At 43.4% G+C, this 12,577-nt stretch carries 11 protein-coding genes; 9 read left to right on the top strand and 2 right to left on the bottom strand.

The features are described 5' to 3' along the window. Positions 1-220 precede the first annotated feature (220 nt). The gene (locus BS614_RS21210; protein WP_074095469.1) at positions 221-862 is read right to left on the bottom strand and encodes a thiamine diphosphokinase; all 642 of its coding nucleotides are present in this window, start codon (positions 860-862) and stop codon (positions 221-223) included. 182 nt (positions 863-1,044) lie between these two features. On the opposite strand from BS614_RS21210, the gene BS614_RS21205 reads away from it, so the two are divergent. Beyond that, positions 1,045-1,746: a trimeric intracellular cation channel family protein gene (locus BS614_RS21205; RefSeq protein WP_074095468.1), complete on the top strand. Its 702-nt coding sequence runs from the start codon at positions 1,045-1,047 to the stop codon at positions 1,744-1,746. 1 nt (position 1,747) lies between these two features. After that, positions 1,748-2,218, top strand: coding sequence for a low molecular weight protein-tyrosine-phosphatase (locus BS614_RS21200; protein WP_074095467.1), 471 nt, complete (start codon positions 1,748-1,750; stop codon positions 2,216-2,218). Between the two features lie 163 nt (positions 2,219-2,381). Here BS614_RS21200 and BS614_RS21195 read toward each other — a convergent pair whose 3' ends face one another. After that, a complete protein-coding gene (locus BS614_RS21195) occupies positions 2,382-3,116 on the bottom strand; it encodes an alpha/beta hydrolase (RefSeq protein WP_074095466.1) in 735 nt (244 codons plus the stop codon). A gap of 256 nt (positions 3,117-3,372) precedes the next feature. Between BS614_RS21195 and pdhA the strand changes: the two genes are divergently transcribed. The 7 genes from pdhA (at position 3,373) to BS614_RS21160 (ending at position 12,372) form a co-directional block, all read left to right on the top strand. Continuing rightward, the gene (pdhA, locus tag BS614_RS21190) at positions 3,373-4,440 is read left to right on the top strand and encodes a pyruvate dehydrogenase (acetyl-transferring) E1 component subunit alpha (RefSeq protein WP_017688072.1); all 1,068 of its coding nucleotides are present in this window, start codon (positions 3,373-3,375) and stop codon (positions 4,438-4,440) included. 101 nt (positions 4,441-4,541) lie between these two features. Further along, entirely contained in the window at positions 4,542-5,519 is a 978-nt protein-coding gene (locus BS614_RS21185; RefSeq protein WP_074095465.1) for an alpha-ketoacid dehydrogenase subunit beta, read from the top strand. Between the two features lie 176 nt (positions 5,520-5,695). Then, positions 5,696-7,018 carry a dihydrolipoamide acetyltransferase family protein gene (locus BS614_RS21180; RefSeq protein WP_074095464.1) on the top strand — a complete coding sequence of 441 codons (1,323 nt, stop codon included), beginning with the start codon at positions 5,696-5,698 and terminating at the stop codon, positions 7,016-7,018. Positions 7,019-7,021: 3 nt separating this feature from the next. Then, complete coding sequence (gene lpdA / locus BS614_RS21175) at positions 7,022-8,437, top strand: dihydrolipoyl dehydrogenase (RefSeq protein ID WP_036613658.1); 1,416 nt, start codon at positions 7,022-7,024, stop codon at positions 8,435-8,437. Between the two features lie 497 nt (positions 8,438-8,934). Further along, the gene (gene thyA, locus BS614_RS21170; protein WP_074095463.1) at positions 8,935-9,729 is read left to right on the top strand and encodes a thymidylate synthase; all 795 of its coding nucleotides are present in this window, start codon (positions 8,935-8,937) and stop codon (positions 9,727-9,729) included. A 50-nt stretch (positions 9,730-9,779) separates the two neighbouring features. Further along, entirely contained in the window at positions 9,780-10,268 is a 489-nt protein-coding gene (locus BS614_RS21165; RefSeq protein ID WP_036613663.1) for a dihydrofolate reductase, read from the top strand. Positions 10,269-10,884: 616 nt separating this feature from the next. Beyond that, positions 10,885-12,372 carry a glutamate synthase subunit beta gene (locus BS614_RS21160; protein WP_036673826.1) on the top strand — a complete coding sequence of 496 codons (1,488 nt, stop codon included), beginning with the start codon at positions 10,885-10,887 and terminating at the stop codon, positions 12,370-12,372. The last annotated feature ends 205 nt before the right edge of the window (positions 12,373-12,577 follow it).

Raw genomic sequence — 12,577 nt, 5'->3', positions numbered from 1 at the left:
TGGATAGGGAAGTGTAATCCCTTGCGCCGCAATGGTTTGGGTATGTTTATTAAAATATGATTAAAAATGTCAAAAAATCAATCATTGACGTATGGAGGATAATGATGAAACAACAAAGACCCTTGAATATCAAGGGTCTTTGTTATGTGTGAACCTATTTTCTTCGTTGAATCACTGGTTACAAAAACGTAATAAATAATTATAAAGCATTTGAATAGATTCAATCTTTGCTCTGAATAATCAGTAATAAGCCGCTATCGATAGTGACTGTACCGGAGGAGCCTAAGAGTTGGTTGCTAACTCCCAAGGATTGTCCCATGCGTATGGTGGCTTGATCTAGCGGATACATAAAACCATCTAGAGTTATTCCTGTAACTTCATGAGTCAAGGGGAGCAGAGAAACATATTTATAGTCACGGTGCTCAACCACAGCTTTAGATGTGGTCAGTGTCATGTAGTTGTGCTTGTCCTGAATGGCACAGGAGATGTGATGCTGCATCGCGCGAACCATGATATGTACATTGGCGAGTGTGTGATCCATACGTGTACCTGTAGCACCTAACATTAAGATGTGAGAAGGTTCGTAATCTAGCGCTGTCTCAAAAGCCATTTCTGTATCAGTAAGATCTTTATGAACAGGGTCACATGTAATGAATCGAATGCTATTGTTACTTACAATAATACGTTCCTCTTCATTAATGGAGTCGAAGTCACCAACTGCAATGTGTGGCTGAATGCCGTGTTCAATTAAAAATAATGCACCGCGATCGGCCGCGATGATCATATCATCTTCTCGTATTTCCTGAAGTAATTCTACAGATAAGTTTCCGCCTGTAAAAATAACAATCCGTTTCGCCGTCATTTTCTTTCATCCTTCCTAATTCAGAGAAAAATAGTTCCTAGTCCAAACATAATGTTGGAACCTGTACAAATATATTCACCAAACCAGTATAATCCACAAAATGTGGTTGCACAATTTAAGTGCTCGCGGATACAATGGGTAGAGCGACATGGAGATGACTTGAAAAGTGAGGTTTGAACAGGTTGGACTTACACATTTTTGAAGTATTCAGCATTATAGGGACTATCGCATTTGCAATGTCCGGTGCCTTCGTGGCAATGGAAGAGGAGTATGACATTCTGGGTGTACTAGTGCTTGGACTTGTCACCGCATTCGGAGGCGGGATTATCCGGAATGTACTTATAGGTATACCTGTAACGACATTATGGAGTCAGGGATCACTTATTATGTTAGCCTTAGTATCTGTAGCAGTTGCGTTTATATTGCCTCTCAAGTGGATTAGTCACTGGAAGCGAACAGAGGCGTTATTTGATGCAATCGGACTTGCAGCATTTGCAATTCAAGGGGCACTGTACGCGGCGAACATGGGACATCCTATTAGCGCAGTTATCGTTGCAGCAGTAATGACCGGTATTGGTGGAGGCGTTATTCGTGATGTGCTCGCTGGACGTAAACCGCTTGTATTGCGTGATGAAATCTATGCTGTATGGGCAATGACAGCCGGTTTTGTCATAGGTATGGGCTGGTTAACAACGAATACCGGATTATTGCTAGGTTTCGCGGCCGTTGTGTTTTTCCGGATGTGTTCTGTACATTATAAATGGAAACTGCCACGTCGTTCGTTGGTGCCATCTGAGACGGGCAACGTCAGTCCTCAGCCGGAGAGCATTGTGACACAGCCAACATCGTCGGTACTTCAAGGTACGTTAAGCAAGGGGGATTAATATGATTAATGTTTTGTTTGTATGTCTGGGTAATATATGTAGATCACCAATGGCTGAAGCCGTTTTGCGTCTCAAAGTCCTGGAGAAGGGGCTTGAACACCAGATTCGTGTGGACTCAGCGGGTACAGGGGACTGGCATGTTGGTAAACCTCCGCATGAAGGGACTCGAAAATTGCTGGATTCGTACCAGATTTCTTATGCCAACATGGCAGCAAGACAGTTCGCCAGCGAAGACTTTACTCAATTTGATTACATTGTGTGTATGGATAATTCCAATGCAGATAATGTGCGCAACGTTCCAGGCGGAGCTGAGGCGGACATCATCAAGTTCATGGACATGCTTCCCGAGGAAAAACTTAGAGAAGTACCTGACCCATATTACACAGGCAATTTTGAAGAGGTGTACGAGCTGGTTAACGCAGGCTGCGATGTTCTGTTGAGTAAGATTGAAGCGGAACATTCCTTAGCCTAAAACAAACGAAATTCATGCTTAATTTGTAATTCGACAAAGAAGCAGGATTAGAGCACTTAAAGCAAGCAGGATATCCTGCTTCTTTTTCAGATTATAATTGTAAGCGGTATCATTAAAATTAAAAACAATAGCGGCATTTCAGCCGCCTGTTAAAGTGATCCTTTTATCTTTCCTGGAGAAAATAAAGTAATGCTTCGGGCAATTCCTTCTGCCAAAAACCCCATTGGTGTTTTCCGTCTTTCTCCTGGTAGGAGACGAGGGCACCACGTTTTTCCAGCAATTCTCGAGTATCCCGGTTTAATTGAACAAAATCATACGTACCCGTGTCTGCCTCAAAATCAGTTTCCTGCAAACCAACAATCATCCAGATCGAGAGCCAAGATAGATCTTCAGCTGCGGCATAGATTTCCTGAGAAGCAGAGTAGAAGGCGCCAGACATGCTGATCACACGTGTGAACAGATCCGGATATAACAGAGCAAGATGAAGCGAAACACTGCCACCGAGCGAGTCTCCGGCAAGAATGCGTTCCTGCGGAGATGGACGCACAGGATATTTCTCTTCTATATAGGGAATAATCTCTTCAGCGAAGCAAGCGGTATATGCCTTGAATCGATCTCCAAATGGGGCATATTCCTGCGTTCTCACAGAAACATCGACCTGAACCCCTACAATAATGAAAGGTTCGGCTCCTTCGTCCAGAATAATTTGGTTAGCTGTTGTAGCAATTCGTCCGAAATTAAAAAATTCTTCGCCATCCTGACAATAAACGACAGGGTAGCTAAGTAATTCGTTATAGCCCGGAGGAAGGTAAATACGGAGTGTTCGCTTCTCTCCGAGATAGCGACTTTCAATCTCTTCCTTCACAATCGTGCGTTTCAAATAGCGGGAATCCGTCATAAAACGTCACCTTTCTCGGTTAATTTTTTGCATTCGACCGCGCAATACGGTAAGATTACCCTTGTGCGGGGTTAGGTCAAACACGCAATCATGTATTATGCTGTTATACCAATATTAAGCTCCTGTTATACATACAATCCGGCAGGAAACATAAAAAAATTACGGATTTCTTTGACGTATGGAGTGAAACAGGTGTATAATAATATTATAACAGCGGAACTTGATATTCAAATTTTTTGTTGAGGTGAAGAAAAAAATGAGCAAGGTTCCTTATGAAGTGTATACAGAGGATGTAGAAGCTCTGTCCGTGCTGTCTCCTGACGGCGAAATTGTTAACAAAGACATGATGCCTACACTTTCCGATGATCAATTAAAAGAAATTATGTACCGCATGGTATTTACCCGTACTTGGGATGACCGTGCAGTAAACCTGGGCCGTCAAGGTCGTCTTGGTTTCTATGCTCCAGTATCTGGTCAAGAAGCGACAATGGTTGGTAGTGAATTTGCAATTGAAAAAGAAGACTTTGTATGTCCTGGCTATCGTGACATTCCGCAACTCGTATGGCATGGACTTCCTCTTTATCAAGCATTCTTGTACTCCCGTGGACACCAACATGGTGGACAAATTCCAGATGGCGTTAATGTCTTGATGCCACAAATCATCATTGGTGCACAAATTCTGCATGCAATGGGTATCGCTATGGGTTACAAATTGAAGAAACAAAAACAAGTTGTCATCACGTACACAGGTGATGGCGGTTCTTCTGAAGGTGACTTCTATGAAGGTCTGAACTACGCTGGTGTATACAAACTGCCTGTTATCTTCTTTGTACAAAACAATGGTTATGCCATCACTACTCCTTTTGCTAAACAAACTGCAGCTCTTTCCATCGCTCACAAAGCGGTAGCAGCAGGTATCAAAGGTGTTAAAGTTGACGGTATGGACATCTTCGCTGTTATCAAAGCTGTTCAGGAAGCTGCTGAGCGTGGACGTAACGGAGAAGGCGCAACATTGATCGAAGCAGTAACTTACCGTTTCCGTCCTCACTCCCTTTCGGATGATGCTTCCAAGTATCGTACAAAAGAAGAAGAGGCAGAATGGTCTGCTAAAGATCCTATCGCACGTTTCGCTAAATATCTGGAGAAAAAAGGTCTTTGGACTGAAGAAGATACAGCACGTGTGAAAGAAGAAGCAAAAGCTAAAGTAAATGAAGAGATCAAAAAAGCGGAAAAAACCGAGAAAATGACGATTTCAGGCTTGATCGACAGCATGTTCGAACAAACGCCTAAGCACTTGGAAGAGCAAAAAGCTGATTTCCAATAAGTTTTTTCCGATAAAGCATAAACATCCGCGACTTTAATGTCCCGGTATACATGTACGAATTCAAATGTGAACTGTCAATGTTTAAGGAGGAAATGAAGCAAATGGCACAAATGAACATGAAAGAAGCAATCCGTGATGCGCTTCGCGTGGAGTTGAAACGTGATCCTAACGTTCTGCTTTTCGGTGAAGACGTAGGTAATGTAGGCGGCGTTTTCCGTGTAACGGAAGGTCTGCAAAAAGAGTTTGGCGAAGAGCGTGTATTTGATACACCACTGGCTGAGTCCGCTATTGGTGGTCTGGCTGTAGGTCTGGGTGTACAAGGCTTCCGTCCGGTTGCTGAGATCCAATTCGTTGGTTTTATCTTCGAAGCCCTTGACCAAATGGTAGTGCAAGCTGCTCGTATGCGTTTCCGCTCCGGTGGAAAATACAATTCTCCAATCGTATTCCGTACACCATTCGGTGGCGGTGTAAAAGCGGCAGAATTGCATACAGATTCCCTGGAAGGTCTGCTCACGCAAACACCAGGTATCAAAGTCGTTGTTCCTTCTAACCCTTACGATGCAAAAGGTCTGATGATCGCTTCTATTCGCGATAACGACCCTGTATTCTTCATGGAGCACTTGAACTTGTACCATGCTTTCCGTGCAGAAGTGCCTGAAGAAGATTATGTTGTTGAATTGGGCAAAGCGAACGTTGTTCGTGAAGGTTCCGATGTAACGATCATTACTTACGGTATGATGGTTCACACTTCTGTGAAAGCAGCAGAAGAACTCGAAAAACAAGGAATCAAAGTTGAAGTTATCGACCTTCGTACGGTTAGCCCGATCGACATCGATACCATCGTTGCTTCCATTAAGAAAACAAACCGTGCAATTGTTGTACAGGAAGCTCAAAAGAGCGCAGGTGTTGCAGCTGAAGTCATTGCCCAAATCAATGAAAAAGCAATCCTGCACTTGGAAGCACCGGTTCTGCGTGTAGCTGGTCCGGATACTGTATATCCTTTTGCACAAATCGAAGATTCTTGGCTGCCTAACCCAGCACGTATCGTTGCTGCGGTTAATAAAGTCGTAAATTTCTAATTTAATCATCTGACATGCCGCAAGGCGCAGTATGGTGATTCACACCGCAGCGCAAGCTGCACTGTAAACAGCCATTAGCCCCTTGAGTAACAGTTATTTGCATTAGCAGTAACAGTTGTTTCTTGGAGTTAAGGGTTGTTTTCAGGATTGAGCACATAATCAAGGAGGTTTTTCAGTTGGCTAAATTTGAATATAAATTCCCTGAATTGGGCGAAGGCCTACACGAAGGCGAAATCATCAAGATGCACATCAAAGTCGGTGACAAAGTAACTGACGATGACATCATCATGGAAGTACAAAATGACAAAGCGGTTGTAGAAGTACCTTGTCCGGTTAACGGAACAGTTACAGAAGTATTCGCTAAAGACGGTCAAGTCTGCCACGTTGGTGAAGTTGTAGCGATCATCGATGCAGAAGGCGAACTTCCTGAGCAAGACGACGCTCCTGCTGGCGATCAAGGCGAGCAAGAGAAAGATGCAGCTCAAGGCGGAGCTGACACAAGCGGTTCTTCTGCAGCAGCTTCCAGCACGGATGCAGCTAAAGAAGGCGGCAATAACAGCGTTCCGGCAGTACCTGCCAAAGACGTTCTGGCAACACCAAGCGTGCGCAAATTTGCTCGCGAACAAGGTGTAGACATCGCTCAGGTTAACGGCACTGGCAACAACGGTAAAATAACCAAAGAAGATGTTGAATCCTTCAAAAACGGTGGCGGTTCTTCCGCAGCGGCATCTTCCGAAGCTCCGGCTCAAGAAGAGAAAAAATCCGCAGCACCAGCAGCGGCTGCAGCTGATCAACACGTTGAAGAAGAGCGCGTACCATTCAAAGGTATCCGTAAAGCGATTTCTAATGCAATGGTTAAATCGGCTTACACAGCACCTCACGTTACAATCATGGACGAAGTGGACGTAACTGAATTGGTTGCTTTCCGTACTCGCATGAAACCAATTGCAGAGAAAAAAGGAACAAAAGTTACTTATCTGCCATTCATCGTTAAAGCACTGGTTGCGGCTTCCCGCCAATTCCCGGCTCTGAACGCTATGATTGATGAAGAAGCTAACGAAATTGTTTACAAAAAATACTACAACATCGGTATCGCTACAGATACAGACAACGGCTTGATCGTTCCTGTTATCAAAGATGCTGATCGTAAATCCATCTGGATGATTGCTGATTCTATCCGTGATCTGGCTGCTCGTGGTCGTGAGGGCAAATTGAGCGCAAATGAAATGAGAGGAAGCACAATCTCCATCAGTAACATCGGTTCTGCTGGCGGTATGTTCTTCACTCCAATCATCAACTTCCCTGAAGTTGCTATTCTCGGAACAGGACGCATCAGCGAAAAAGCAGTGATCAAAAACGGCGAAGTAGTTGCAGCACCTGTAATGGCTCTTTCCCTGAGCTTTGACCACCGTATCATCGATGGCGCAACAGCACAAAACTTTATGAATTACATTAAACAGCTGCTCGCTAATCCTGAGCTGCTTGTTATGGAGGTGTAAGATATGGTAGTAGGCGACGCTTCTCTCAATATCGACACATTAGTAATTGGTGCGGGTCCTGGCGGCTATGTAGCTGCCATCCGCGCTGCTCAACTGGGCCAAAGCGTGTTGATCGTAGACAAATCCGAACTGGGCGGTGTTTGTTTGAACCGTGGATGTATTCCATCCAAAGCCCTAATCTCTGCTGCACACCAATATGAGTCTGCACTTCACGGTGAAGCTTTTGGTATCTCTGCTGAGAACGTAAAAGTGGACTTCAGCAAAACTCAAGAGTTCAAAAACGGCGTTGTTAAGAAAATGACTGGCGGCGTAGCTGGTTTGCTCAAAGGCAACAAAGTTGAAGTTTTCAACGGTGAGTGCATGTTCATCAACGAAAACGAAGCTCGTGTATTCAATGACCACGAGTCTCCACGTTACAAATTTAAAAATGCAATTATTGCAACAGGTTCCCGTCCAATCGAACTGAAACCTTTCCCGTTTGGCGGACGCATTCTGTCTTCGACAGAAGCTCTGAACTTGCCTGAAGTACCAAAAAGCATGATCGTTATCGGTGGCGGATATATCGGTGCTGAGCTTGGTCAAATGTACTCCAAATTCGGTGCAAAAGTAACAATCATCGAAGGTTTGGATACAGTACTGCCAGGTTTCGATAAAGACATGACTAGCCTCGTGGCTAAAAACATGAAGAAAACAGGCATCGAAATCGTAACGGGTGCAAAAGCTGAAAGTGCTGAGCAAACGGATAAAGATGTAACTGTTAAGTACTCTGTAAATGGTGAGTCCAAAGAAGTAACTGCAGATTACCTGCTGGTAACTGTTGGACGTCGTCCAAACACAGATGGAGAACTGGGTCTTGACATGATTGGTGTTGACGTTGACGAGCGTGGCTTCGTTAAAGTTGACCACCAAGGTCGCACAAGCATTCCGCACATCTTCGCTATCGGTGACATCGTATCTGGCTTGGCTCTGGCACACAAAGCTTCTTATGAAGGTAAAGTGGCTGCTGAAGCAATCGCAGGACAACCATCTGTAGTTGACTACAAATGTATGCCAGCTGTTGTATTCACAGATCCAGAGTGTTCCAGCGTAGGTTACACTGAAAAAGAAGCTAAAGAAAAAGGTTACAAAGTAAAAGCAGGCAAATTCCCTTATGCGGGTAATGGTCGTGCTGTATCTTTGAACCACGCTGAAGGCTTCGTGAAAATCGTAGCTGACGAAGAAAGCGGCCTTGTATTGGGTTGCCAAATCGTAGGTCTGGAAGCTTCCAACTTGATTGCTGAGCTTGGTTTGGCAATTGAGATGGGCGCAACTTTGGAAGATCTGGCTCTCACAATTCACGCTCACCCAACTTTGGGCGAAATCGTGATGGAAGCTGCGGAATTGGTTATGGGTCACCCGATCCACATCATCTCCCGTTAAGATCATCTAAGCTTCGGATCCGTCCGGCATTATACGTATATCAGAAGAGACGAATGACGTTAACGCGTTATTCGTCTCTTTTTTCTGAGCAAGAGTCAAGAAATTTAAGATACTCGTGTATGTAATATGATGAAAATTTACACGCTCATAAGTTTCAGTGAATTGATTTTATCCAACAACTCAATTGTGGTACACTGTAGTAATGATCAGTTATGATGTGGCTCCAAGCCAATCACGGTCTATATATTTAGTCAAACTAACCTTTTACACTAGAACGTAGAGGACAGAAAAAACCTGAAGAAGCGGAGCTAAAAGCTTTCTGAAGGAAAGCTGCATCGGAAGCATACGCGTTCGCCTTTATCCCCGGATTTTACCTTTGGAAAAGGAGATTAAGAAAATCTGGGGATAACAGCGATCGGAAGGTTGTTCTGTCATCGGAGTGGTAAGTGTAAATAATCTTTAGTTTAGTACGAATAAAAGTGCGAGGAGATTGCAACATGAAAAACTATCTCGATTTATTGCAGGATATTCTGAACAACGGCGTGCATAAAGGAGACCGTACAGGAACAGGAACACAATCTGTATTTGGCAGACAACTCCGTTATGATCTCTCCGAAGGATTTCCGCTGGTAACAACCAAACGAATTCATCTCAAATCGGTTATTCATGAACTGTTATGGTTTTTGAGTGGCGATACGAATATATCTTATTTGAAAGAAAACGGTGTGAAGATCTGGGACGACTGGGCGGACGAAAATGGAGATCTTGGACCGGTATATGGTTCGCAGTGGCGCACATGGGAAGCACCAAACGGAGAAAAAATTGATCAGATCGCCGCAGTTATTGATTCGATCAAAAATAATCCGGATTCACGTCGTCATCTTGTCAGTGCATGGAATGTGGCTGAGATCAATAATATGAAGCTTCCACCTTGTCATTTTGCGTTTCAGTTTTACGTTGCAGAGGGTAAATTATCATGTATGCTTACGATGCGTTCCGTGGATACGTTCCTCGGATTGCCGTTTAACATCGCGAGTTATGCGCTCTTGACTCATATGATCGCCCAGCAATGTGATCTTGAGGTAGGTGATTTCATCTGGTCTGGAGGGGATGTTCACATCTACTCTAACCATGTTGATCAGGTTAAAACTCAGCTGGAGCGTGAACCTTATGCTTTACCTAAGCTGGTAATCAATCGTAAGCCGGATTCTATTTTTGATTATAAGTTTGAAGATTTCGAGTTTGAGAACTATCAGCATCATCCGGGCATTAAAGCTCCAATTGCAGTCTAATTATGTGTTCAATCTCGACAAGAGACTTGGATTGAAGGAGTGTATTACCCTTGAGTATTGAATTGGTATGGGCAATGGGGGAAAACGGTGTGATCGGATTAAATAATTCGATTCCATGGCGTTTACCCAAGGATATGGCCTTTTTCAAACAACGTACGCTGAACAAAACCATTATCATGGGACGTAATACGTGGGAATCTTTTGGTGGTAAGCCGCTTCCTCAGCGTCGTAATATTGTGGTGACAAGAGATCTGAACTACAAGGTGGAACAGGCTGAAATCGTACATACGATTGAGGAGGGTCTGAGTGTAACCAAAGGTGAGGAACTGTGCGTAATTGGGGGTTCCCAAGTGTATCGTGAGTTCCTGCCACTTGCAGATCGTCTTGTAGTGACCAAAATTCATGAGAATTTTGAGGGAGATACGTTTTTCCCTGAAGTGGATTGGTCCGAATGGGAACTGATTGAACAGATTGAAGGCGAACAGGATGAAAAAAATGTTCATGCGTATACATTCGAATTTTACGAACGTAAACGGTAAATATGGCATAAGAAATTCCTGACTCCGGTCGTATTTGTATGATGAGAGGCGCTGATTGCGAAATATTCGTGAACAGCGTCTTTTCTTTATAAAAAAAAAGAGTCACTTGTTTAAACTGGAATACATATAACATTAATATAACATAAGTGATTGGTATTTATGTATATTATACATACGGCCAAGCATTAAACAGTAAAAAAGTGTAAAAATTTTGGGGTTTTAACGTTGTGAAGCCCTAAAACGGGTCTGATATTCGGAATTGAGAACGATTTATAGCAAAATATGTTGAATTTGATGACAAATTATCTGACATTCACTTAACGTTTCGACTTTTTATTTCTTTAACACACAACAGATTTCGCAGTTCAAAACCACATTTAACACCAAAATAAGGGTATTGACCATGGGTAGACCTGAAAGATATGATGTATAAAATACAAATAATTATGCGGATAATCCATTTAATATTCAGCACAGTAAATGCTACTATAATTGAAATATCTTCGAGAAGATTTTGTGATACAATAGACAAAAACTCAAGTAATGAGTAATCCATTTCATATAGAACCATGCACATGAAGGGATTAAGACAAGAACGGATGGGGGAAAACGTAAGATGTCTACACCTACTGGATTTATGGAATACAAACGTCAACTGCCAACAGATCGTGAGCCAGCGGAGCGGATTAAGGATTGGGAAGAGTTTCATAAACACATGGCTGAAGAAGAGCTCAGAACACAAGGTGCACGATGCATGGATTGTGGTACCCCGTATTGCCATACAGGTATAGATATGATTGGCGGCACGTCAGGTTGCCCCGTGCATAACCTGATTCCAGAATGGAATAATCTTGTATATCGCGGACTGTGGAGAGAAGCACTTGAGCGCCTTCACAAAACGAATAATTTCCCAGAGTTTACAGGTCGCGTCTGTCCAGCTCCTTGCGAAGGATCATGTACAGTTGGCTTAATTGGTCAGCCTGTAACCATCAAAACGATTGAAGAAGCAATTATTGAAAAAGGTTTCGAAGAAGGATGGGTGGTTCCCCAACCTCCTGAAAAACGTACGGGTAAACGTGTAGCTGTGGTAGGTTCAGGTCCAGCGGGATTAGCTACTGCGGCTCAGTTGAATAAAGCAGGTCACTCGGTAACCGTATATGAGCGTTCGGACCGTGTCGGCGGATTGCTGATGTACGGTATCCCAACGATGAAATTGGATAAAAACGTAGTTCAACGTCGTGTTGATCTGCTCGAAGCAGAAGGTATCCAATTCATTACGAACACCGAGATTGGTAAAGATATTGCAGCACAACAACTGGTGGATGAATATGACGCTGTTGTATTGTGCGGTGGTGCAACGAAGCCGCGTGAATTCAATATTGAAGGCAGCGACTTGAAAGGCGTTCATTACGCAATGGATTTCCTGAATGGCAGCATTAAGAGTTATCTGGACTCCAATCTGGAAGATGGTCAATATCTGTCCGCTAAAGATAAAGATATTATCGTCATTGGTGGCGGTGATACAGGATCTGACTGTGTGGCTACATCGCTGCGCCATGGTTGTCGTACGATCACTCAATTCGGTACGCATACACAAGCGCCTATGGAACGTGATCGCATTAACAATCCTTGGCCGCAATTCCCGAACGTATACACACTTGATTATGCACAAGAGGAAGCCAAAGCGTTGTTTGGTCAAGATCCGCGTGAGTTCTCTATCATGACAACGAAATTTGTCGGAGACGATGAGGGGAACCTCAAAGAATTGCATACAGTACAGATCGAGCGTATTGTGGATGAGACTGGTCGCAAGATTTATCAGCCGATTCCAGGTACAGAGCGTGTATTCCCGGCTCAGATGGCCATGATTGCCATTGGTTTTGATGGACCGGAACAAACGTTGGTAGAGCAACTGGGACTTGCAACAGATCGTCGCACCAACGTTAAGGCACGTTACGGCAAATACAACACCAATGTGGATAAAGTATTTGCAGCAGGTGACATGCGTCGTGGTCAAAGTCTGGTTGTATGGGCGATTAATGAAGGCCGTGAGGCTGCTCGTGAAGTGGACAAATACTTGATGGGTGCTTCGGTTCTGGTGTAAAAGTATAGAACAAGATATCAATGACAACCTTCGCGATCAGCGAGGGTTGTTTGCTGTTATTTTAACCAATTTGACTACATATTTCATGTAAGTGTGAGCAATATCATTGCTTTTTAAGCGATAAAGATTTATTATTATATTATAATGATTATAAATAAGGATTCACTGAAACCAACAATCCGTACGATAAAAGTAAAATTCAATG

Source organism: Paenibacillus xylanexedens (assembly GCF_001908275.1).
GTDB lineage: Bacteria > Bacillota > Bacilli > Paenibacillales > Paenibacillaceae > Paenibacillus > Paenibacillus xylanexedens_A.
This window is presented reverse-complemented; position numbering and strand designations above follow the sequence as displayed.